The sequence below is a fragment of the Vibrio sp. QJM3NY_21 genome (genome assembly GCF_057785975.1).
Genome location: NZ_CM173513.1, coordinates 721,369 through 745,275, shown reverse-complemented (window position 1 = coordinate 745,275; position 23,907 = coordinate 721,369). Strand labels below are relative to the sequence as shown.

Annotated in this window: 16 protein-coding genes and 1 riboswitch; of the genes, 8 read left to right on the top strand and 8 right to left on the bottom strand. The window is 45.0% G+C overall.

The genetic code is table 11. From position 1 onward, the window contains the following. Positions 1-102: 102 nt before the first annotated feature. A complete protein-coding gene (gene recC / locus AC3CID_RS03295; RefSeq protein ID WP_488526940.1) occupies positions 103-3,615 on the bottom strand; it encodes an exodeoxyribonuclease V subunit gamma in 3,513 nt (1,170 codons plus the stop codon). Between the two features lie 127 nt (positions 3,616-3,742). After that, positions 3,743-4,738, bottom strand: coding sequence for a TDT family transporter (locus AC3CID_RS03290; RefSeq protein ID WP_017074190.1), 996 nt, complete (start codon positions 4,736-4,738; stop codon positions 3,743-3,745). A gap of 162 nt (positions 4,739-4,900) precedes the next feature. Between AC3CID_RS03290 and AC3CID_RS03285 the strand changes: the two genes are divergently transcribed. The 5 genes from AC3CID_RS03285 (at position 4,901) to AC3CID_RS03265 (ending at position 9,194) form a co-directional block, all read left to right on the top strand. After that, on the top strand, positions 4,901-5,797 hold the full coding sequence (locus AC3CID_RS03285) for a LysR family transcriptional regulator (RefSeq protein WP_488526939.1): 897 nt from the start codon (positions 4,901-4,903) through the stop codon (positions 5,795-5,797). An 88-nt stretch (positions 5,798-5,885) separates the two neighbouring features. Next, positions 5,886-6,179: a YebG family protein gene (locus AC3CID_RS03280; RefSeq protein ID WP_004735185.1), complete on the top strand. Its 294-nt coding sequence runs from the start codon at positions 5,886-5,888 to the stop codon at positions 6,177-6,179. 155 nt (positions 6,180-6,334) lie between these two features. Then, positions 6,335-6,419, top strand: a riboswitch (Fluoride riboswitch). Positions 6,420-6,613: 194 nt separating this feature from the next. Beyond that, entirely contained in the window at positions 6,614-7,306 is a 693-nt protein-coding gene (locus AC3CID_RS03275) for an iron-sulfur cluster assembly scaffold protein (RefSeq protein WP_488526938.1), read from the top strand. 24 nt (positions 7,307-7,330) lie between these two features. Next, positions 7,331-8,320, top strand: a complete 990-nt coding sequence (locus AC3CID_RS03270) for a GGGtGRT protein (protein WP_139684110.1) — start codon at positions 7,331-7,333, stop codon at positions 8,318-8,320. A 232-nt stretch (positions 8,321-8,552) separates the two neighbouring features. Next, positions 8,553-9,194 (top strand): MarC family protein, encoded by a 642-nt coding sequence (locus tag AC3CID_RS03265; RefSeq protein ID WP_371699635.1) that lies wholly within the window; start codon positions 8,553-8,555, stop codon positions 9,192-9,194. 135 nt (positions 9,195-9,329) lie between these two features. Here AC3CID_RS03265 and AC3CID_RS03260 read toward each other — a convergent pair whose 3' ends face one another. After that, positions 9,330-11,324 carry a bifunctional metallophosphatase/5'-nucleotidase gene (locus AC3CID_RS03260; protein WP_488526937.1) on the bottom strand — a complete coding sequence of 665 codons (1,995 nt, stop codon included), beginning with the start codon at positions 11,322-11,324 and terminating at the stop codon, positions 9,330-9,332. A 504-nt stretch (positions 11,325-11,828) separates the two neighbouring features. Between AC3CID_RS03260 and dapD the strand changes: the two genes are divergently transcribed. Next, positions 11,829-12,860, top strand: a complete 1,032-nt coding sequence (gene dapD, locus AC3CID_RS03255) for a 2,3,4,5-tetrahydropyridine-2,6-dicarboxylate N-succinyltransferase (RefSeq protein ID WP_488526936.1) — start codon at positions 11,829-11,831, stop codon at positions 12,858-12,860. Between the two features lie 109 nt (positions 12,861-12,969). Here dapD and AC3CID_RS03250 read toward each other — a convergent pair whose 3' ends face one another. Both AC3CID_RS03250 and purL read right to left on the bottom strand, forming a co-directional pair. Then, positions 12,970-13,503 (bottom strand): DUF3332 domain-containing protein, encoded by a 534-nt coding sequence (locus AC3CID_RS03250; RefSeq protein WP_017074183.1) that lies wholly within the window; start codon positions 13,501-13,503, stop codon positions 12,970-12,972. Positions 13,504-13,755: 252 nt separating this feature from the next. Continuing rightward, entirely contained in the window at positions 13,756-17,679 is a 3,924-nt protein-coding gene (purL, locus tag AC3CID_RS03245; protein WP_488526935.1) for a phosphoribosylformylglycinamidine synthase, read from the bottom strand. 329 nt (positions 17,680-18,008) lie between these two features. Between purL and mltF the strand changes: the two genes are divergently transcribed. Both mltF and AC3CID_RS03235 read left to right on the top strand, forming a co-directional pair. Further along, positions 18,009-19,577, top strand: coding sequence for a membrane-bound lytic murein transglycosylase MltF (gene mltF, locus AC3CID_RS03240; RefSeq protein WP_171317103.1), 1,569 nt, complete (start codon positions 18,009-18,011; stop codon positions 19,575-19,577). 316 nt (positions 19,578-19,893) lie between these two features. Beyond that, positions 19,894-20,028: a hypothetical protein gene (locus AC3CID_RS03235; protein ID WP_004735176.1), complete on the top strand. Its 135-nt coding sequence runs from the start codon at positions 19,894-19,896 to the stop codon at positions 20,026-20,028. A gap of 58 nt (positions 20,029-20,086) precedes the next feature. Here the strand turns inward: AC3CID_RS03235 and tadA are convergent, their stop codons facing one another. From tadA to AC3CID_RS03220, 3 genes are all read right to left on the bottom strand, one after another. Beyond that, positions 20,087-20,725, bottom strand: coding sequence for a tRNA adenosine(34) deaminase TadA (gene tadA / locus AC3CID_RS03230; protein ID WP_488526934.1), 639 nt, complete (start codon positions 20,723-20,725; stop codon positions 20,087-20,089). A gap of 85 nt (positions 20,726-20,810) precedes the next feature. Further along, entirely contained in the window at positions 20,811-22,100 is a 1,290-nt protein-coding gene (locus AC3CID_RS03225; RefSeq protein ID WP_488526933.1) for a hemolysin family protein, read from the bottom strand. Between the two features lie 231 nt (positions 22,101-22,331). Then, the gene (locus AC3CID_RS03220) at positions 22,332-23,894 is read right to left on the bottom strand and encodes an AbgT family transporter (protein WP_010438945.1); all 1,563 of its coding nucleotides are present in this window, start codon (positions 23,892-23,894) and stop codon (positions 22,332-22,334) included. Positions 23,895-23,907 lie beyond the last annotated feature (13 nt).

The window sequence follows — 23,907 nt, the reverse complement described above, 5'->3', positions numbered from 1 at the left end:
CCTGCACTCCAAATTTACATCTAACTCTTTATTTTCCATGTCTTTATTCAAACGCATCTCTTTGACGTTAGTATCGTTGGCGATCTTGCTGATCACTGCTGATTATTCCTGATCTTCAAGATCGGCAGCGGCAAGTCTTGCGGCCTGTAACACAAGCGTTGAATACATACGCGACTCAGCAGCCAGTTCATCATCCCACTTAGGCCAAATTCGTGAGATATAGGTGTCTCTGCCCTCGCCCGTAAAGGCGAAGCTGTCATTAAAAGTATCGGCCATTTTCTTAAGTGACTTTTCTTCGTCATCGACCCATTTACCACGGCTAAAGCCAGCCTCAACGCCAGCCAATGCGGTTTTCGGGAAGTAAGGCAGTGGTGCTGTCATGCCTTGATAAAACAGTCGTACTAACTCAGCCAGCAAACTCTTCGCCTGAAGCGCATCGCCGATAGGTTGTAGCGTTTGGTGAACCACGCCTTCTTTTCTGTCGTAGCCAATAATATGGGTCGTTTTTCCGTGTCCCATCACTGCACAACATAGATGATCAATCCACGCTGCCAAATAATCTTGAGAGCGTATTTTACCGCTACGGAAACGAACTAGACCCGATTGATAGTTTTGAGTTAACCAACCCATCAAACGAACAGGTTTGCCTTCGCCTAACACATCAAATTCGATATTCACTTCGAGATCTTGCTGCGGTGATCCGCTCACAAATCGAATCTCTTTAGCTAAGTCTTCCGCTTGAACACGATTGGTTTCAAATTCGATATCACCAAAGGCGCCGACCGGTAATCGGCCCTGTGCTTTTTGCTCAGAGACAAATAATCGAACCGCTTCGTCTGCACCTTCAGGGTGGTCCAGCAACACTTGCAGCAAAGCATCCTTAAGTTGGAAACTCTCTAAACCATTAAGTACGAACGGTTCATCATCTTCCATCACAGGAAGCGGCGGCTCAAACACCACTTTTAGACGGCGATTAAAGAAGTACTGCACTGGCAAACGCCAAAAACGCTGTAACTCAACCAAGTCGAGTTCTAACGGATACGTTGCCCCCAACAAATAGTCATCCAATGCACGATTGAACTCACCACTGCGCTCACCTGAACGGTTAGCCGCAGGAAGCCATTCTTTGGCGTAACTCAGCACATGGCTTGCGTCACCTTGAGTAAAGGCTGCAGGGCTAAACGGTGTCATGGTGTGTTCAAAGCTGATCGCTTGAGTCAGGTTGATGCCTGAATCATCACTTGGTAACGCTTGGTCTTCACTTAAGCAATAGTTCTGCTGGCAGTACTCGATCAACTCTGAAACCAATACCGACGGCACTCGCTCGGTATTATCTTGAATCGAGCGGCCGACATAGCTGATGTATAAGCACTCTTGTGCTGACAACATCGCTTCTAAGAATAGATAACGGTCATCATCACGACGAGAACGATCGCCAGGTCGAGCTAGACTCTTTTTGCCTACGCCATTCGGCGAGCGAGTTTGGCCGCTCATCAAGTCAAAACCTTCTGGTGGCATTGAGCGAGGGTAAACACCATCATTCATACCTAACAAACAAACCGTTTTGAACGGAATAGAACGCATCGGCATTAAGGTACAAAAGTTAACTTGGCCAGCTAAGAATCGCTGGCTAATACGCGCGCCAGATAACTTATTATTGAGGTACTGGTAGATAATGCTTGGCGACAGTTCTTGTTCGTACAGGGCATCATCAAGCTGTTCATTCAATTGGGAAAGTGCATCGCGAATCGATTTAAGCACCACCTCGCCTTCCAGCTCAACCGCAAAGAAATCATCAATCATTTGCAGCAAGATTTCACGCCACATATCGATAGATTGTGTTTCAGTTAAACGTTGGCGGTAATGGGCAATACGATCGATAAAGTGCGCTAACTTACCAGCAAGTTCGGCGTTAATACCTTGAACTTCGTTATAAGCGGCAATCGGAGAGTGTTCAGTTTCAAATAAACCCGCAGAGTCCGACATCGCATAGCCTAAGAGCATGCGCTGAATACCGAATAGCCAAGTATTTTGCTCGGTCGCAGGTAGATCAAATTCTGTTGCAGTAGAAGAATCAACGCCCCAACGGATACCCGCTTCTTCAACCCATTGCTTGGCTTGCTCAAATTGAAACTCATCAATACCAAAGCGTGCCATCATCGCTGGGATTTCTAATAGCTCTAGTAACTCAGAGGCTAAACAGCGCGTGTTCGGTAGTGCGACTAACTGCATGAAGGCGGTCAGAATTGGGCTTTCTTGGTCTGCGGTTCTATCAGAGATCGAGTAAGGGATATAACGCTCACCAGGAGCATTACCAAATACCGCCTGAATCGCTGGGCTATAAGCATTAATGTCAGACACCATCACGATGATATCGCGTGGTTTTAGTGTCGGGTCGGCATCAAACATCGCCAACAACTGGTCATGAAGAACCTCAACCTCACGCATTGGGCTGTGACACGCATGTACGGTTAGAGAGCGATCGCCAAGTTCAACCACCTGTTTATGATTGCTGGAGTCTAAGATGTGGTCGTCTTGATGCTCTTCTAGCTGGAGAATATCGGCTTGCAGTTGATGCAGTAGGTTATCCCTCTCAACATCAATAAAGAACTCATGCTCTTCACTGTCTGATTGAGACAGCAAAAACAGGTTATCTCTACCCAGCTTACCCATAGACGCAAGTAAACTATTACCCACGGCTTGGCTGGTGTGTAGTTCATCTTCAACGTTGGCTTCAATACCATCTTTCAAAGGTGACACTTCGCCTTCTAGCTGAGGTAAACCATCAACCAACGCAAACTGCTTACGACGCTGCGCTTCAACTCTTGCCAAATATTTACGGTCGCGAATATCGCCCCAGTAATGTTGGCAAGGGTTGGTAAACATCAGGTGAACATCGATCTGCTCGCCAAGCGCTTTCAAGGCATCCATGTAGCGAGGAGGCAGCGACGAAATACCAAACACAAACAGACGTTTCGGCAGGTGTTGTAGCTGCCCTTGTTGGTTGGCTAGCGCTTCAATGAAGTCGTGATACAAGTTACCACGGTGATATTTCGATTGGCCTTGAGACAGGGTCTGGTCATAGAGTGCTTGCCACAAAATCGGCTGCCAAGGATGCTCTTGCTGCCCTTCGTCATCAATAAGTTCGGAAACAGGCTCTCCCGCTTCCCACATCGCCATCCATTCAGGTCGATACACCAAGTAACCATCGAAGATATCGGCAATTTTCTCTGCCAATTGATACAACTTAGAGTCATCTTCGTCGTTTTCAAGATAACGTTGCAGAGGTAAAAAATCAGGGTGGTCAAGCTTAGCGGGTAGCAAACTCATCAACTTCCACGTCATCGCTTCTTTGTTAAAAGCACTGCGTTTAGGTACATCAGGAAGCACTTGGGTAAACATATCCCAAATGAAGGTTGCTGGAAGAGGAAAGTCTATATTTGCTGCTACACCAAACTCTTTGGCGAGTTCCATCTTAAGCCATTGAGACATACCTGGGCTCTGAACCAAGATCTGCTCTTTTTCGAAAGGATTGGCTAAAGGGTCACTTTTGATTAAGTGAACGAGAAGGATTTTTAAAGTATCGACTTTATTGGAATGGTAAACAGTAAACAAAGTGCACTCACGCTAATCTTGCCACAATATAAAGCCAGATTAGCATAAGTGCCGAGTTTGGATTAGGAATATAAGCTTATGAAATACTGAAAACTTAAGGTCCGTTTATCTTTTGAACTATTGCTTCTTACAATCTACTGCCTACTGCGCTTAGTACACGATGAGGTTTGTAATTCATGTAATAACGAACCGCCACATAACCCACTACAAACGTTGCCACAATCAATTCTAGATACGCTAGGTTGAAGACTTGATCCACATAGTGAGTTTCCACACCAACAGTTTGCATCCAAGCCGCCAATTTGAATAACGCCGTTGCACCAATCACGATTGGGAAGGTAAACGCCGCATAGCCAGGGCTGAAAGGCAGACGAAGTAGTTTGAAAAACGCGATGTAGATAATAAACGTCATTAACACTGCAATGCCAAAGAGTAACCCAATGATCACTGGTGAAGGATTTGCCGTCACCGTTAGGTAGCCTGCTAAAGATAAACTGGCTGGTGCCGCCATAATCGCAATCGTTGGTTTTGCTGCGTCAGGCACTTCATGAGAGAAGATCAAACGGTAGATCATGAGAGGTAGCATTACGGCATAAACCAATAAGCCAAAGACTAAAGTCGCATGAGCAACGGGTTCTAAGATCGGATTACCTGAAAAAGAAACATCTGCCACGATAATACCGATTGGTGGTACAAACCAACTTGGCACCATGTGGTGAATCTCAAAGTTTTTAGCTCTGTGGTATAAGAAGCTCACCAAGAACACGACATGTAACGCTACCGAAGCCAACCACATTGCTTCTTGAAGAAACGGAGATATTGGAGCCAATGAAGCAGACACAACCATGCAACCCATCGCGAAGGTTGGCACAACACTACCCACAACAGGGTGAGCAAGATCTTCACGTAATAGGTGGCCGTGAATCAAAAATTTCACAGCTAAAACAAGAAGTAATACCGCAGCCATGCCAGCACTGATCCACTGCACCAAACCCGGTGTGTGTAAGATACCTTGCGCGACTAAAACACCATCCCAGCACCAGCCTAAGCTTGCGATTGCTAGTGCCAACCCTGCCATGGGTGTTGGAGCTCCTGTTAATCTATATTTAATACGTTGAATCATGTCAGCCTCTCTTAAACTTAATTCACTAAACTTGTGAACTCATCAGCTTGTTGAAGCCATAATACGCTTGCGCTTCGTTTAACAATATCCAATTATATATAACAAGTGTTCATTAATTCTGAACGACATTCATTCCACCAGCAGTGCAAAACTAGGAATCTGATGGCTAATATTTCAATTAAACAACTCAAAGTGTTTGTCACCATTACCCAACATTCGACGCTTACCGCCGCATCGGAAGCTCTGTTTTTATCAAAGGCTGCCGTCAGTATGGCACTGGGTGAAATGGAGAAACAGTTGGGTCACTCTCTATTTGACCGGGTCAACAACCGATTAATTCTCAATCAAGAAGGACAAAAGCTTCTTCCCTTAGCCGACGAGATTCTTCATCGGGCTGCTGGTATAGATGTTCTATTCCGCGATGACCAACCATTAAGTGGTAATTTAAAGGTCGGCGCGAGTGACACGATTGGTAATCAGGTGGCACCTTTTATTTTGTCAGGCTTTAGAGAGCGTACTCAACATCAAGATCAGAGCTTGTTTATTTCAAACAGTGCGCTGATCTGCCAAAAGTTGGTGGATTATGAACTGGATATCGCGTTAATTGAAGGAAAAACACTCCATCCGGAATTGATCTCTAGCCAGTTCAGTAGCGATGAAATGTGTATTATCGTTAGCAATCAACACCCTTTAGTGGCAAAAGACAAAGTAAATTTAAGAGATTTAGAAGGCAGCCACTGGATACTGAGAGAATCTGGTTCAGGCACTCGCGAGTTCTTCCTGCGTGCCGTCGCTCCTCGCATCGAACACTGGTATGAGTCATTTGAGCTCAATACCACCGAGGCGATCATCAATTCGGTTTCCGCCAATCTTGGTTTCGCGTGTTTATCCCGATTAGCAGCACAACGCGCTATTGATTCAGGCCGAGTGAAAGCACTCGATGTCCCGCTCGACATGAAACGCCGATTCTGGATGCTGGTGCACAAAGACAAATATCAAAGCCCGCTGCTGAAATCTTTCATGGGTTATTGTGAAGACTGGGCTACACATCAAGATTGAGGCCGCATAGTTAGGTCATCAACTGGACTTTTTGCATCAGAAACTGTATAAAAAGCCAGTAAAATTTATCAAACTTAGAGGATTAACCATGGCTGTTATCGTCAAGTACGTGGTCGAACGCAACGGAGAAGAGAAAATGACTTTTACCTCTAAAGCCGAAGCTGACGCATACGACAAAATGCTGGATATGGCTGATGAGCTTTTTGAACTGTTAAGCAAAAGCGATTTAGTTGAAGATGAAGGCAAGCAAGAAGAACTTGCAATGTACCTAGCGAAGAATAAAGAAGAAGTTCTTTACGCACTAGGTGCTAAGCGCAAACCAGCTCCGAAAAAAGAAAAGAAACTTGAAGCTGTTGAAGACGCAGAAGAAGATGCAGCATAACTAGCTGATACCTTTCTAAAAAACGTCAATAATGCCTCTAATAAGAGTCCGTTGTTGGCGTTTTTTTATACTTATTGAAATATAATGAAGCTTGTTTATAGTCGAAATCGCTCTAAACATTCGCTTGCAAAAAAGTGTGATAAAGATCTAATCTATAGTCATCAGGTGATGGGGTTCCACCTAAGCTTTTGCTTCAACCGCCCGTTCTTTTCGAACAGTGCTAATGACTCCTACAGAATCGAAAACAGGTAATACTGTTGGATGTATCGCTATTCCTCCATTTTGAAATGGACTTAGTCTATTAAGACCAAGCTTCATGACACCTTTGGATTACCGATACTCAAGATCTGTAGTGAATTAGCCGCACCTCTTCCAACACGTCCTGTTTTCTCAACGCCCTAGGTCTTAAATGGCTCTATCAGTGAGAAAACATTATGCACTACTCTTCAGAAATTCAATCAATGTGCCCTATTCAAAGGGGTGATCTTCACACTTCAGCTCCAATTCCAGTTGAAGGCGCTATGGTTAGCCCAAAAGATGTCATCGCTATTTCTGGCTTAAGCCATGGCGTAGGCACTTGTGCACCACAACAAGGTGCAGCAAAATTAACGCTTAACGTAAAAAACGGCATCATCGAAGAAGCGCTAATCGAAACGATTGGTTGTTCAGGCATGACTCAATCAGCCGCGATGGCAGCCGAAATCCTCACCGGAAGAACCATTCTTGAAGCCCTGAATACTGACTTAGTATGTGACGCGATTAACGTAGCGATGCGCGAAATCTTTCTGCAGTTTGTTTACGGCCGTACTCAATCAGCTTTCTCTGAAGGTGGCCTAGAAATCGGCGCGGCATTAGAAGACCTCGGTCAAACACAACGCAGCCAAGTGGGTACTAGCTACTCAACCTCAGCGAAAGGCGTTCGTTACCTAGAGCTTGCAGAGGGGTACGTAACCAAGCTTGCACTTGATGATCACAGCGAAGTGATTGGCTACGAGTATCTCAACCTCGGCAAAATGATGAAGGCGATTAATCAAGGTATGTCAGCCAATGAAGCAGCAGACCTTGCTATGGGAACCTACGGTCGCTTCGATGAAGCTATAACTACCGTTAACCCACGCCAACAATAATTTTTGCCAATTTAGAGGAAAGATATGATGAACACTCAATTTAATGAATCAGTAACTCGCGTATTGGCAGAAATGAACTTCGACTCTTTAGAGCAAGCGAACCAATACTGTAAAGCCCACAACGTTGATCCAAAAGCCATGGTGATGGACACCCAACCTATTGCTTTTGAAAGTGCTGCCGATGCTTATATCCTTGGTTCAGCACTGGCGCTATTTCGCAAAGCCACCAGCGCAGAACAAGCAGCAAATATCATTGGTGAAGGCCTTCAAGCATTCACAAAACCTGGCAGTGTTGCTGAGCAACGTCAAGTGGGTATAGGCCACGGCGCATTGGCTGCACGTCTTCTCAATGAAGAAAGCCACTGCTTTGCTTTCCTTGCGGGCCATGAATCTTTTGCTGCTGCAGAAGGTGCAATTAAAATCGCACTCAACGTCAACAAATCACGTCACAACCCATTAAAGGTAATACTCAATGGTCTAGGTAAGGATGCAGCTTACTTAATTTCTCGCATCAATGGTTTTACCTATGTTCGCACTCAATACGATTACCAAACAGGCGAGCTTGTTGAAACAGAACGTCGCCGCTTCTCACAAGGCCCTCGCGGAGAGATCTTGTGTTACGGTGCTGATGATGTACGTGAAGGCGTGGCAATCATGCACAGAGAAGAAGTGGATGTAAGTATTACGGGTAACTCAACTAACCCAACTCGCTTCCAACACCCTGTTGCAGGTATCTACAAAGCAGAGCGTACTCGCCAAGGTTTACCTTACTTCTCAGTTGCTTCAGGCGGCGGTACAGGTAGAACATTGCACCCAGATAACGTGGCAGCAGGCCCAGCGTCTTACGGCATGACAGATACCATGGGCAGAATGCACGCTGATGCTCAGTTCGCAGGTAGCTCTTCTGTCCCTGCTCACGTGGCAATGATGGGCTTCATCGGTATGGGTAACAACCCAATGGTCGGTGCGACGGTTGCATTGGCTGTAGCAGTAAGCGAATCTCAAAACGCCTAACAGCAGAGCGGCGTGATTCGAACGTGAGGAACCAAAAGAAATCCGTTAATTAAGAAACCGACAATAACGTACGAATAAATATTTACACCTACTACTAAAACTAAACAGCCAGTATTAACCTGGCTGTTTTTTATCCATATTTGCTCTACGATCTATTCCTAATAGTTATTTATCTATAAGATTAAATGCACCAGTCGCTAAGTATTTAACCCTATATTTTTAAAGGAATAATATGAAAGAGTTGATCATTCATACCATCACCGTGTTCATGGGCTTTTTTGCCATCATGAACCCTATCGCTAATACGCCAATCTTTCTTGGATTAACCGGCGACAATGACAGGGAAACGGTTAAATCTATCGCATTCCGATCGGTACTCATTGCCTTCGTTATCGTCAGTACTTTTGCGATTTCTGGAAAACTGATCTTTGACCTCTTTGGTATCACGCTGTACGCACTGCGTATCACAGGCGGTATTCTGGTCTTTTTGATTGGCTTCCATATGCTGCAAGGTGATTCAACACACGCTAAAGCAAAAGAGAAAGTGAACTCAGACGCCCAGCGAGACGCTGCTCTAAGTATCGCCGTATCACCTTTAGCCATGCCAATACTGGCTGGCCCGGGCACCATTGCCACCGCGATGAACTTTGCCAGTACCGAGGGGATTTACGAGACTATCATTACCATTGTGGCATTTGGCCTCCTCTGCACCCTAACTTACGTATTGTTTGTATTCGGCGAGCGCTTTGTTAAAGCTGTCGGACCAAGTGCACTAAACGTGATTACTCGAATGATGGGTCTAATACTCGCAGTTATCGGTATGCAGATGTTGATTGAAGGGATTGAGCAGGCTTATAAAGCGCTGTTTATTTAACGTCTAATTCCACTAAGTTTTATACAAATATAGCCAGCAACTTGCTGGCTATATTTATTTTATTGTTAATCTATGACCTTGTATTTGAAGGCTTTCATTAACAATACATGACGCTCCTATAAGAGCGTATCAATACTATTTATATTCCATCGTTGTTGTTTCAAATCCTAGTGGCTCTAATACTTTCTTATGCTCAGCCCAAGAAATAAATGATTCGGCATCAGTATTACATACGTCACCTGAGCTTTCCGCACATGGTTTAGTACCACCATCATAGTTGACGCTATATTTCTCGGTACTTCCATCGTATGTCAGGTTATTAACTTTGTAAGTTTTAAAACCATTGCCTGAAATGACAATGTCTTGACGATCTGTTGATGTTAATTGAGCATCGCCTAATACATTCCAACCATCACTACCACTTGCATTATAGTTATTAACGATAACCGTGTAGTTATCAACATCGTTCATTGCCGTCCACACTGGATTGTCTTCTGTTCCAGTATTTACCTCAAGAGCCGTCACTGTGCCAGATACACCTTTCACATCTTCTGTAAACGTGTAACGCATGCCCGAGACGTACGGAAACTTACCAGCATGAGCACCTTCCGCAAGCGTAGGCTCAATTGTGCTGTCGATTAGATTTCGAATCACTTCGCCTTTAACGGTTAAAATCGACAAGTAGTTCGAGAATGGTAATAATTCTAATGTCGCATTGCCTTCCCTGAAATCACCTGACGCAATATCCGTTCGAACACCACCAGCTCCCACCAAACCAATCTGAACATTTTTACCGGTAACCGCTGTTACCGACGGTTGATTTGCCCAATAAATCATACCTTGAGCAATCATCGGAGCAACATCTGAACCGTGCTTATCAGTTCCAGCATCCCCAGGACGGCGCTCATGACTGATTTCAGTCGGTGCAGCTGCAACAACATCACCATACGCAGCATCGAGAGCTGGCTTATAAGTTGCGTCGATACGGGTTCTTAAATCAATATCTTCATCTTTTATCGTGATTTTTTCATTATTATCAATAAACGACGTTACATCATCTTTATCAGTGCTAATCATTTGATGTTCTCGATGAGAATCATGATAGAACTCATCATTTGATAATAAAGTATTGTTCCCAACGCATGACATGAGATTGCCATTTATGTCAAATGATACATCAACGTCTCCAATAGCTTCCGCATATTGGCCTGCTTGAACCACACAAGTATTTTGTGTTTTGTCTTTTTGTGGAATCATTTCGGCGTAAATACCATTATTACCTTGATCAAGATCGGTAAAATCACCAAGTAAAGTATGAGAATGACCGCCAACAATGATATCGATACCCGTTGTATTGGCAGCAAGCTCCTTATCGGCAGCATTACCTATGTGTGATAGAACGATGATTTTATTCACACCCTTGGTTTTTAAATCATTTATAGTGGCTTGAGTTGCTGTAATTTGGTCACTAAATGTCACATCACCAGTGCCGGTAGCAATCGTTGGCATATCACCCAAAACAACACCTATTACCGCAATAACTTTCTCATCATCACTTGCATCAGAAACAGAGGTAATTGCTCTTTTTTCTGAGCCTTCAAATGCAAATAGTTGATACGGATATAAATTATCTACATTACTTAAAGACTGATCTTTTGATGCATCCATATTATTTGCTAATACAGGAAAACTAACTGTATTGATGAACGATGCGAGCTTGTCGGTATCTAAGTCGAATTCATGGTTCCCAAGTACCATTGCATCTAACCCCATCTGGGACAATAAGTCTGCGTTTGCAGCACCTTCATTTAGCTTAAAGTAAGCGGTACCTTGCCATGCATCACCACCATGCAAGAATAACAAAGGTTCTTTGTCTTCTTTAGCCCCCGCTTTGATATCGTCAGCGGCTTTCAATAGGCGAGGATAACCGCCAAATTCGTTATAAACCTTCTTGCCATCAGCACCCATAGTAAAACTGGATTTTACAGGATCAAAATTTGAGTGGGTGTCATTCACATGTGCTATGCGCAATGTCATATCGGGGGCAATAATATTGTCGTCATTGTCCGAGCCACAACCAACCATCGCTACGCCGATAGAGAGCACCAGTAAAGACTTAGTAAAATTCATAGAAGATCCTTTATTAATCGTTTTAATGTCGTTATGGCAGGCAATATACTGACATCTTGCAGGGTTTTAGTGATCGTTCTCTTAATTACACGTCTGGAAAATTGAGTATTTACCCTAACTGTAGGCACAAGCGATTAATCAACAGAAGTCGAATAATTCTGATAATAAACATGAATTTATAAAGAAAGTGTGACTCACTCTATTGATACTGCTAACAAGAGGATGGGCTAAAGATAAGTGTCAGGTGTGGAAATGAAATGGCACCGCGCTACTTAAGTAAGCACGCCCATATTTAAGAGCGAGGTATAATATCCGGATAATGAAAACTATCTCTAAAAAGACAAGCAATATCATTTTACAGACTTTATCCCGATACGCCCTTTCATAACGAGGGCGCTCTCTTTATGATGAACGCAATTAAATTAACTTTGCTAACGGCAGCACTCATTATTCGAGTCACTGCTATGAATAGCAAAATCAAGACTCAACACATGGAGATTCAACATGGCTTACTTTTCACTAGCCTTCGGTACGGCAACCAAAAACCGCGACAATAAAATCATTGAAGCGTTCTTCCCTAACCCACGTCTAAACCCAAGCGACGCTCTTGTAGCGGCTGTGGCTGAAGTGTCAGGTTACGCTGAAGGCAACCAAGCTATCGAAATCTCTGCTGCACAAAGTGCAGAACTAGCGAAAGCATTCGCAGCAAACGACGATGCAGCAAACGCATCTTTCGCAGAAAAAGCGGCAGCGTCTGAACAGCCACTTGTTCTTGTTGTTCTTGCAACTGACGAGAAGCCAGCATCAGTTGCTGAAGGCTTCCTAAAGCTACAACTTATCTCTAACCGCCTAGTTCAACCACACGGTACGGTACTGGACGGCATCTTCGGTCTACTGCACAACATTGCATGGACAAACGAAGGTCCTATCGACCTTCCTGAACTAGCTGAGCGTCAAATCGAAGCTCGCCTTGCTGGTCGCGCTCTGTCTGTAGATTGCGTAGACAAGTTCCCTAAAATGGTAGATTACGTAGTACCAACAGGTATTCGTATTGCTGATACTTCTCGTGTTCGTCTTGGCGCACACGTAGGTGAAGGCACAACAGTAATGCACGAAGGTTTCATCAACTTCAATGCAGGTACTACAGGCGTAAGCATGGTTGAAGGTCGTATCTCTGCAGGTGTTGTTGTGGGTAACGGTTCTGATATCGGCGGAGGCGCTTCTATCATGGGCACTCTGTCTGGTGGCGGTACTATGGTTATCTCTATCGGCGAAAACTGTCTACTAGGTGCAAACGCAGGTCTTGGCTTCCCAATGGGCGACCGTTGTACAGTTGAGTCGGGTCTTTACGTGACTGCGGGAACTAAAGTTCGCATGCTAGATAAAGAAGGCAACGAAGTAGAAATCATTAAAGCTCGTAACCTTGCTGGCGTTTCTGATCTGCTGTTCCGTCGCAACTCGATCACTGGTCAAATTGAGTGCCTAGCGAACAAGTCTGCGGTTGAGCTAAACAGCGAGCTACACAGCAACAACTAATCTAAGCGCTAGATGCTAGATGCTAGATGCTAGATGCTAGATGCTAGAGAATACGAAGCCGCTGGGGTTTAATCCAGCGGCTTTTTTTATAGCGGTAAAATTGAGAAGACTATGCTTTTTCTGCTGCTAACTGCTCAAGGGCTTGAATTGAAGTTTCTGAAACGAGCGCTCCATCCATGTAGTAACTAACTTTGTCGCCATCACGAACCCCCATCAGTACAGCTTTTTGGCCATCATTGTAGGTAATATCCATGCGTATGGTGTTTTCATCGATTTGTTGCATTTCGCCTTGTTCGATATGGCGATTGTTGAAGCCAAGTGGGGCTTCTTTCAATGAATCATCTAGGCTGTCGTTCACATCAATCATGGTATCGACTTTGCTATCAAAGATGTGAGGCGCGCCAGTGAGTGGGTTTTTACCTGCCCAGAATTCGATCGAGTTAAATACGATGTAATCGGCTGCGAATGTTAAAGCGTAAACTGGAGCAAGCAAGAAGTTGACCCCAGCACGAGCGTAACGGTTGTCCACAACCTCTACGTTGAATTTCATTAATTTCCCAGTAACGGCATTACTACCGACACACCCAGCTAATGACATGACAATCGCTGCCACTGCAACTGCTTTTGTGATTGTTGTTTTCATAGATCCCTCTTATGCCACGATGATTGATTCAGTTTTTGCATAGCCGAACGAAGCTTTCCCTGCACAATTACAGAAATTATCCGCCTAACAAATTGATTCCATAACATTTAGCGTAGTGGAGATTTTTAGAACAGCAAACTGCAAACCTTAATTATTTCGATCAGGCTCCTCAAATTTTGGAAATAAAAAAGCGCAGACCTTTCGATCTGCGCTTTTCTCATTTTATCAAAAATGTCGGTTTAGAGAACCAGATTAACCCACATTCTTACGTGCATTTTGGAACATACGCATCCAAGCACCATTCTCGCCCCAACCTTCTGGAGACCAAGAGTTTGCAACCGTGCGGAATACACGCTCTGGGTGAGGCATCATGATAGTCACGCGGCCATCCGTGGTTGTTAGGCCTGTGATAGCGTTTGGCGAACCATTCGGGTTGTTCGGGTATTGCTGCGTTTGGTTACCGTTGTTATCAACGTAACGTAGTGCAACCGTGCCTGAGTTTTCAATCGCGTTTAGGTGGTCATTGTCACGTACTTCTACGCGGCCTTCACCGTGAGAAACAGCGATTGGCATACGAGAACCTTCCATACCATTGAAGAACACAGAGTCAGACTTCTGAACTTCAACTAGGCTGAAACGAGCTTCAAAACGCTCTGATTCGTTACGAACGAAACGTGGCCAGTACTCTGCACCCGGGATGAGCTCACGCAGGTTAGACAACATCTGACAACCGTTACACACACCTAGAGAGAAAGTATCTTCACGCTTGAAGAAGTTTTCAAATTGGTCACGAGTAGAGTCGTTAAACAGAACCGATTTAGCCCACCCTTCACCAGCGCCAAGTACATCACCGTAAGAGAAGCCACCACAAGCTACAAGGCCGTTGTACTCTTCTAGTACCGCTTGACCCGTTAGGATGTCGCTCATGTGAATGTCAGTTGCTTCGAAGCCTGCACGGTCGAATGCTGCTGCCATTTCAACGTGAGAGTTAACACCCTGCTCACGCAGAATCGCCATCTTAGGCTTAGCGCCCTTATTTATCATAGGAGCGTTGATGAATGGTGCTGCAATGTCTTCGTTTACGTCAAAGCTTAGTTTTACGTTCAGACCTGGGTCTGAATTGTCTTTCTTCGCTTCGTGCTCTTGGTCTGCACAGATTGGGTTATCACGTAGACCTTGCATCTTGTGCGTGGTTTCAGCCCAGATAGTACGTAATTCAGTACGGTTACGTTGGATTACAACGTCTGCGCCTGACTTAATCACGACTTCGTCTGATGCTTCCCCTTCACCAACAACGCTGCCAATTACGTGTGAACACGCTTCTAGGCCATTTGCTGCAAGAGTAGAAAGCACTGCGTCTAGGTCATCGTTACGAACTTGGATTACCGCACCTAGCTCTTCGTTAAAGAGTGCTGCTAGCGTGTCTTCGCCTAGCGCTGCAATATCAGCATTCACACCACAGTGACCTGCGAACGCCATTTCAGCTAGCGTTACGAATAGACCGCCATCGCCTTTATCGTGGTAAGCCACAACTTGGTCGTTTGCTACAAGTGCTTGAACGCCTTCGTAGAAGCCTTTTAGCTGTGCCGCGTTGTCTACGTCTGCTGGCTTATCACCAAGCTGCTTGTAAACCTGAGCAAGTGCTGTTGCGCCCATGCGGTTTTGGCCGTTACCAAGGTCGATAAGAACTAGGCTTGTATTACCCTTGTCAGTACGAAGCTGAGGAGTAATCGTCTTACGAACATCTTCAACACGTGCAAACGCAGTGATAACAAGAGATAACGGAGATGTGACTTCTTTCTGCTCACCGTTCTCTTCCCACTTGGTCTTCATCGACATTGAGTCTTTACCTACCGGGATAGTAAGACCCAGTGCCGGACATAGTTCTTCACCCACGGCTTTAACCGCTTCGTAAAGACCAGCATCTTCACCTGGGTGACCCGCTGGAGACATCCAGTTAGCTGACAATTTAATGTGTTTGATATCGCCGATGTTGGTCGCTGCGATGTTAGTGATTGCTTCACCAACCGCTAGACGAGCTGACGCACCAAAGTCTAGAAGTGCCACTGGCGTACGCTCACCAAGAGACATTGCCTCACCGTGGTAAGAGTCGTAACTTGCAGCTGTTACTGCGCAGTTAGCAACAGGAACCTGCCATGGGCCAACCATTTGGTCACGAGCTACAAGGCCTGTAACTGAGCGGTCACCGATAGTAATAAGGAATGTTTTCTCTGCCACTGTTGGTAGACGAAGAATACGGTCAACCGCTTCGTTTAGTTCGATACCAGAACGGTCAATCGCAGGGTTGTTCGCTTTTAGCGTCTTCGCGTCACGGTGCATCTTAGGCGTTTTACCTAATAGGATGTCCATTGGCATGTCGATTGGCGTGTTGTCGAAGTGAGAATCTTCTAATTTAAGATCACGCTCTTCTGTTGCTTTACCAACTACCGCGTATGGAGCACGCTCACGCTTACAAATCGCGTCGAATGTTGCCATGTCTTTATCAGCAACCGCCATTACGTAACGCTCTTGAGATTCGTTACACCAGATCTCAAGTGGGCTCATGCCCGGCTCATCGTTTGGCACGTCACGTAAGTTAAAGATACCGCCACGCTCGCCATCGTCTACTAGCTCAGGAAGTGCATTCGAGATACCGCCCGCGCCCACATCGTGGATGAATGCGATTGGGTTCGCATCACCAAGCTGCCAACAACGGTCGATCACTTCCTGACAACGACGTTCCATCTCTGGGTTTTCACGTTGTACAGATGCAAAATCTAAGTCTTCAGAAGAAGAACCCGAATCCATTGAAGATGCAGCACCGCCACCAAGGCCGATGTTCATTGCTGGACCGCCAAGAACGATTAGGCTTGCACCTACTGGGATCTCTTTCTTCTGAACATGATCATCACGAATGTTACCTAGACCACCAGCCAGCATGATTGGCTTGTGGTAACCACGTACTTCTTCACCTGCGTGAGAGTTTACTTTCTCTTCGTAAGTACGGAAGTAACCTAGTAGGTTTGGACGACCAAATTCGTTGTTGAATGCTGCGCCACCAAGAGGGCCTTCAAGCATGATATCAAGCGCAGTCACGATACGGCTTGGCTTACCAAAGTCCGTTTCCCACGGTTGAACAAAATTAGGAATTTTTAAGTTAGATACAGAGAAAGCAACCAGACCCGCTTTTGGCTTACCACCAATACCTGTCGCGCCTTCATCGCGGATTTCGCCGCCTGAACCTGTTGACGCGCCCGGCCATGGAGAGATTGCCGTTGGGTGGTTGTGCGTTTCAACTTTCATCAAGATGTGTGTTTTCTCTTGGTGATAGTTGTACTGACGAGTTTCTGGATCTGGAAAGAAACGACCGACTTCAGAACCTGTCATTACCGCTGCGTTATCTTTATAAGCAGACAGAACGTGTTCTGGTGTCGTTTCAAAGGTGTTCTTAATCATCTTGAACAATGATTTTTCTTGCTTAACGCCATCGATAGTCCAATCAGCGTTAAAGATCTTGTGACGACAGTGCTCTGAGTTCGCTTGTGCAAACATCATTAGCTCGATGTCAGTCGGGTTACGACCTAGCTTCTCAGTGAAGCTTTCAAGAAGGTAATCAATCTCATCTTCTGCAAGAGCTAGACCTAGGGTAACGTTTGCTTTTTCAAGCGCTTTACGTCCGCCAGTTAGTAGGTCAACTTCCGCATAAGGAGCAGGCTCAGCAACAGTGAACAGTGCCGCTGCTGATTCGAAGTCAGTGAAAACCACTTCCATCATACGGTCGTGCAGAATTGCTTTCAGCTCAACAAGTTGAAGCTCAGAAAGTTCAGAAGAGGTTTCAATGTAGAAAGCAGTACCGCGCTCTAGACGTGACACTTTAGCCAGTCCGCAGTTGTGTGCGATATCTGTTGATTTTGAAGACCAAGGCGAGATAGTGCCTGGACGTGGCGTTGCAAGCAGCAATAAACCTTCAGGTTCATGCTCTTCAATCGTTGGACCGTAAGTCAGTAGCTTTTCTAGCTTCTCAACTTCAGACTCATCTAGGTCTGCCGTTAGATCAGCAAAGTGGGCAAACTCAGCGTAAATACCTGTTACAGGTAAGCTTAATTCACGACAAAGCTCTAAAAGCTTGTTAACACGAAACTCAGATAGAGCTGGGGAGCCACGCAAAATTCTCATGTGCTTACGTCTCTTATGCAGTTGATTAAGGTAGTATTGGAATAAATTCAGTGGGTTATAGGAACAACCTAACTGTTTTCTTCGAAGCTATTCCCGAAGGTTGCCAAACCTATGCCGATTCCACCTCTTCAATGCGAGCGCATTATAAAGCATTTCTTTTTGTGACGTAACACCAAAAGCAACCGTTTGCGTTATTTTTTTTATCTTTCTGTGTAAATGGTACTTTTGCTGCATTTATCACCACTTTTACAACTGTTTAAATAAACCTGCTTTGCCAGCCTTGCGGGGTTTGGTATAAAGGGGCTTCCACTTTTCGAGATTTCATTTTGATGCCTAAATTTACGCTCATCTTTTCGTCTAAGTTTCTTCTGCTCGCTATTGCCCTATTTGGGTTGGCTGGATGCCAGATTGAATCTGAACCTAAAAGTGTCCTTGAGCAGATACGAGAGCGTGGCGTTCTTCGTGTCGGCACCCTGAATAACCAACTCTCTTATTACATCGGTCCAGATGGTCCTGCTGGCTTGGATTACGAGTTAGCTCGCGAGTTTGCAGAAGAACTTGGTGTAAAGCTTGAGGTTAAACCCGCTTACCGTCTATCCGGCCTATTTCCGGCGTTAAAGAAAGGCGAGATCGATCTTATCGCAACGGGGTTAACACAAAACAGCAACCTGACACGTGCCTATCGCGCTGCGCCTGCTTATTACTATGTAAGCCAACAAGTCGTGTACAAAAAAGGTCAGTGGCGACCAAGAAACCTTGAGCAACTGATCAGGTTTGAGAATGAGCGTCAGGCTGATTTCGTAAAAGCACAAACTGAACCAGAAGAGGTAGCGTCTACTGACACATTGACGCCATCTTTGGTTGTAGTGAAAGACTCACACTTTGAGCCAACACTAAAACAGCTGCAAAACACACACGATGACTTTATCTACGATGCGATCGGCAATGCTGACATCAACGACCTGCTAAAAGAAGTCTCTACAGGGGAACGCTTGTTTACTGTGGCGGATTCGATTGAGCTGTCACTCGCACAACGTTTATACCCAGACGTGGCTTTGGCTTTTGAACTTACAGAAGACCAACCGATCTCTTGGTATTTACAGAAGTCTGAAGATGAAAGCCTTTATGCGCTGCTGATTGAGTTTTTCGGTAACCTAAAGCAGTCTGGTGAGCTAGCTTCACTGGAAGAGAAATATATTGGCCATATCGGCACCTTCGATTATGTCGATACTCGTGCCTTTATCCGCGCTCTAGACAGCAAGCTACCAAAATGGTCGCCACTATTTCAGAAATACTCGCAAGAATTTGATTGGCGCTTAATCGCAGCTTTGGCATACCAAGAGTCACACTGGAACCCAGTCGCGCGTTCTCCTACAGGTGTTCGTGGCATGATGATGTTGACGTTGCCAACCGCGAAGAGCGTAGGTGTAACCAATCGTCTTGACCCGAAACAGTCGGTACAAGGTGGCGTGGAATATTTACGTCGTATCGTGAATCGAGTTCCTGACTCAATTACTCAACATGAAAAGATCTGGTTTGCCCTCGCCTCATATAACGTAGGTTACGGTCACATGATGGATGCACGTCGCTTAACCAAAGCACAAGGCGGCAACCCTGACGCTTGGGGTGATGTAAAAGATCGACTTCCTCTATTGAAACAAAAGAAGTACTACAGCCAAACTCGATACGGCTATGCGCGTGGTGATGAAGCAAGGAATTACGTTGAGAATATTCGCCGTTATTACCAAAGCATTATTGGTCATGTGAATAAGCGAAATAAAGAAGAAGAAGCGAGCCTCGAAGGTTTGGTGGTTATCCCACCTTTAGAGATCTCGGGCGCTGAATCGACAATCAGTGCGGCTGAATCCGCTGTCGACGAAGCTGAGTCTTCCAAATAAATAAAAAGAGCAATGCCATATAGCGTTGCTCTTTTTTTTATACATGAGTCACTGGTTCGTATTGGCTAGTTCGCATTGAGAAACTAAACCAACAAAGTGACCATTATACTTGAGGTGTCATATTGCAGTAACAATCGAACTTTATAACGACACACCATAAGCGCCATGATGTTCTGTTGTATTCAAACACTGGCCATCGCGATGGTTACTCAAAAGGTATCGCTAAGTTCGCGACAGAGCTCATAAACAAATAACCACTATAATTAAAACCGAAGTCATAATTACAAAGCCAGACGACAAATAGGAAATCGTTGAAATGATGAAGAGTAAACTGAAATCGAAGCGCCTTGATAAGACCGTTGCTGCAAACCGTCGTAAGCGTATGCTTTCAAATAATAAGAAAAAGATCATTTGGCGCAACCGTGCTTTCATGCAGATACTTTCTGAGTAAATGTACCGAGCAAGTTTTCTGCAGCACTCTTGCGATAGAGAGTCCCGAAAGCTTGCTGCTATTTTTTGTTACAGACCTTGTTCTTGTTACTGACCTTATTCTTATTACTTGCCTTGTCAGATTCTAAACACTGCTCTTCCAACAGACGGTCTTGCTTCCGTTTTTCTTTTATCTCTTTTCTACGACGCTTGAAAAACGCCTGCAACTGCTCACGACATTCTGCTTCTAATAAGCCATGCTCAACATCGGCATAGTGGTATGAGGCTTGGCTTTCAAAGAGGTTCAATACCGTACCTGCTGCGCCTGCTTTTAAGTCAGGTGCACCAAAGACAATCCGCTTCACTCGGCTGTGTAACAAGGCACCAGCACACATTGGGCAAGGCTCAAGCGTGACGTATAAGGTGGTATCAAGTAAGCGATAGTTTTCCAAGGCTTGGCCAGCTTTACGCAAGGTTTCGATTTCTGCGTGTGCCGTGGCATCGTGGCTTCCAATCGAACGGTTCCAACCTTCAGAAATAATCTCCCCCTCTTTCACCAGCACAGCACCAACGGGAACCTCTCCCTCTTTCTCTGCTTGCTTAGCAACCTCGATGGCGCGTCGCATGAAGATTTCATCTTGAGGGGTGAATTGATGGTCTGACAAAGGGAACTCCAGAAAACAAAGGATAAGAACAAAAAAAGGTATGCGGGGAAGCATACCTAATCTTAGTGATTATGAACAATAAAGAGATAATGAACAACAAGCGTTGGCTTGTTCGTTTAATCTCTAGCTAGCGGCGTATCTAACTAACATCATCGCCTAGCTCATTGACTATTTTTGTCGCTTTAACACTCACGATACGGTTGTTTTCGACCGAGATGATTTCAAACTGCCATTGCTGACACTGAACAACTTCTCCCGCATCGGGTAAACGTCCAATTAGCCAAGTGACAAGGCCATTCAATGTTTGAAAGCCTTCGCTTTCCCCTTCTAACTCTGACAGCTCTAAGCGGTTCTTGAGTTCACTGATAGGGATTAAACCATCCACCAGCAACCCGTCTTCAACTTGCTCTGTCCATAGGTCATTGGGGTTATTAGATAACTCACCTGCAATCGCTTCAAGAATATCATAATGAGTCACAAGGCCTTGCACATCGCCATATTCATCGACAATGAATGCCATCTCGGTACCCGACTCTTTAAAGTAGCCAAGTAGCCGCAGTGCCTTCATCGATTCTGGAACGTAGATCGGCGACTTAGACAGCCCCATGATAACTTGAATACTTAAATTGCCTGCCTGATTCAGCAAGGCTTTGGACGACACCGTACCGACCACTTTATTGAGGTGATCTTGGCACAATGGAAATACACTGTGCTTTGAAGAGCGCAGTTTCTTAAATATCTGCTCTACAGGTTGCTCAATATCTAGAAAGTCGACATCTCGACGTGGCGTCATCAAAGAGCTTACAAGGCGATCATCAAGCTGCAAGATATTACGAATCATCTCTTGCTCGCCGCGCTCAATCACTCCAGATTCTGAGCCCTCTTTCACCAGTGCATGGATATCGTCTTCAGTGACACTATCTTCTTCACCGCCACGCCCCATCAGCTTTAAGATGCCTTCGGTTGACGCAGACAACGCAAACACAAACGGCGTTGCGATTTTAGATAACCAGAAGATTGGTAGCGCGACTAACACAGCAATGTTTTCAGCTTGGGATTGAGCAAAACGCTTTGGCACCAATTCACCGACAACAATTGCGAAGTAAGTAATACCAACAACGACTACCGCTGTAGATAAGATATTCGCTTGGGTTGGGTCGAATCCCCACAGCTCAAGTTGAACGGCCAGTGGCGCAGAAAGCGTCGCCTCGCCCACAATACCGCTGAGTAGGCCGATTACCGTAATACCGATTTGAATGGTTGAAAGGAAGCGGGTTGGATTTTCTTTGAGCTCAAGTGCAACCTGAGCGGAGCGATGTTTTTCGGCTAAGCGCTTTAGCCGACTATTCTTTGCTGCTACCAATGCAATCTCTGACATGGCAAACAGACCATTTAAAACAATTAACCCTACTAAAAGCAGAATTTTCATGTGGATTGGATTTCCTAATTTTACCGGCCAACAATTAGCCGTAATCCGGAGTATAAGCTGAGTGCCTTTATTTGGGATATAAAAAGTTTTGGATATAAGAAATCTTGGACACAAACAGAAGTAGAAAAAAAATGGCGAAAAAAATAACGAAAAAAAGCCCGCACATTTCGGTGCGGGCTTCGATGATTTTATCTTACTAACTTTTGCTTTTATTACTTAGCGTTACTTATCTTACATTGTGTAAGTGTAAGGAGCTTGGATACCTAGTGGGATACCAAGAGCCCAGTAAGCTAGCAAGAAGATTGACCAACCGATTAGCATAGCAATCGAGAATGGCATCATTAGAGAAGCTAGAGTACCGATACCTGTCGACTTAACGTAACGTTGACAGTAAACAACAACCAATGGGAAGAACACCATCAGTGGAGAGATGATGTTAGAAACTGAATCGCCTACACGGTAAGCCGCTTGAGATAGCTCTGGAGAGATACCCACAACCATTAGCATAGGAACTAGGATAGGACCAATCAGTGCCCACTTAGCTGAAGCAGAACCTACAAGCAGGTTAACTGCAGCCGTTAGTAGAATCATACCAACAACCGTTGCTTCACCTGGAAGGTCCATCGCTTTCAAGCCTTCAGCACCGTAAAGTGCCAGCATAGTACCGATGTTTGATTGAGCGAATGCAGATAGGAACTGAGCACAGAAGAACGACATTACAATGTATGCGCCCATCGTTGCCATCGTCTCAGACATTGCTTTAATAACATCATTACTATTCTTGAAAGTACCTGCTACACGGCCGTAAACGATACCCGGAATAATAAACAGGATGAAGATCAGAGGAACGATAGACTTCATCACTGGTGCTGAGAACGCTGTTAGCTCACCTTCAGGCGAACGAAGTGCTGAGTTTTCAGGAACCAAAGCTGCGATAAGCAGACCAATACCCGCAACCATTGCCCAACCAGCAAATTTGAATGCTTTAGATTCAATCGCCGTGAACGTACCTAAATCAGGAGCTTGCTCTGCATCTTCATCAACAGGAGTGTTAGCAAGACGAGGCTCGATAACCTTCTCTGTTACGTACCAACCGATACCAACGATTAGAACTGAAGATAGGCCAGTAAAGAAGATGTTCGCTAGAGGGTTAACCACGTATGCAGGGTCAAGAACGTTTGCCGCTGTTTGAGTGAAACCTGCTAGTAGCGGATCAATACCTGAAGGAATGAAGTTCGCTGAGAAACCACCAGATACACCAGCAAACGCTGCTGCAATACCCGCTAGAGGGTGACGACCCGCAGCGTGGAAGATGATACCGCCAAGAGGAATTACTAGAACGTAACCTGCATCAGCTGCTGTGTGAGACACGATAGCAACCAAGATTAGCATTGGCGTTAGTAGCTTAGCTGGCGTGAAGTTAAGCATCTTCTTAAGGCCAGTCGTAATGAAGCCTGAAGAGTCAGCAACGCCAACACCTAACATAGCAACAAGTACGATGCCTAACGGTGCGAAGCCTGTGAATGTGGTTACCATATTCGCTAGGAAGCTAGCAAGCGCTTCACCAGTAAGTAGGTTGTTAACTTCTAGAGCAGCACCCGTTTGAGGGTTGATTAGGTCGAATGAAAGGTTCGACAAAAGTGCAGATGCTACCCATACGATAACTAGAGCCCAGAAGAACAGAATTGCTGGGTCTGGAATTTTGTTGCCGGCGCGTTCAATGAAGTTTAGAAAGCGGTCCATCCCACTGATCTTCTCAGTCGATGGTGCTTTTTTTACAGCTTGGTTACTCATTGTAACTCCATAT

Coding starts and splice junctions, on each gene's coding strand:
- AC3CID_RS03290 (WP_017074190.1), bottom strand. CDS start 4,738: ATGATTCAACGTATTAAATATAGATTAACAGGAGCTCCAACACCCATG.
- AC3CID_RS03285 (WP_488526939.1), top strand. CDS start 4,901: ATGGCTAATATTTCAATTAAACAACTCAAAGTGTTTGTCACCATTACC.
- AC3CID_RS03280 (WP_004735185.1), top strand. CDS start 5,886: ATGGCTGTTATCGTCAAGTACGTGGTCGAACGCAACGGAGAAGAGAAA.
- AC3CID_RS03275 (WP_488526938.1), top strand. CDS start 6,614: ATGCACTACTCTTCAGAAATTCAATCAATGTGCCCTATTCAAAGGGGT.
- AC3CID_RS03270 (WP_139684110.1), top strand. CDS start 7,331: ATGATGAACACTCAATTTAATGAATCAGTAACTCGCGTATTGGCAGAA.
- AC3CID_RS03265 (WP_371699635.1), top strand. CDS start 8,553: ATGAAAGAGTTGATCATTCATACCATCACCGTGTTCATGGGCTTTTTT.
- AC3CID_RS03260 (WP_488526937.1), bottom strand. CDS start 11,324: ATGAATTTTACTAAGTCTTTACTGGTGCTCTCTATCGGCGTAGCGATG.
- dapD (WP_488526936.1), top strand. CDS start 11,829: ATGGCTTACTTTTCACTAGCCTTCGGTACGGCAACCAAAAACCGCGAC.
- AC3CID_RS03250 (WP_017074183.1), bottom strand. CDS start 13,503: ATGAAAACAACAATCACAAAAGCAGTTGCAGTGGCAGCGATTGTCATG.
- purL (WP_488526935.1), bottom strand. CDS start 17,679: ATGAGAATTTTGCGTGGCTCCCCAGCTCTATCTGAGTTTCGTGTTAAC.
- mltF (WP_171317103.1), top strand. CDS start 18,009: ATGCCTAAATTTACGCTCATCTTTTCGTCTAAGTTTCTTCTGCTCGCT.
- AC3CID_RS03235 (WP_004735176.1), top strand. CDS start 19,894: ATGATGAAGAGTAAACTGAAATCGAAGCGCCTTGATAAGACCGTTGCT.
- tadA (WP_488526934.1), bottom strand. CDS start 20,725: ATGCTTCCCCGCATACCTTTTTTTGTTCTTATCCTTTGTTTTCTGGAG.
- AC3CID_RS03225 (WP_488526933.1), bottom strand. CDS start 22,100: ATGAAAATTCTGCTTTTAGTAGGGTTAATTGTTTTAAATGGTCTGTTT.
- AC3CID_RS03220 (WP_010438945.1), bottom strand. CDS start 23,894: ATGAGTAACCAAGCTGTAAAAAAAGCACCATCGACTGAGAAGATCAGT.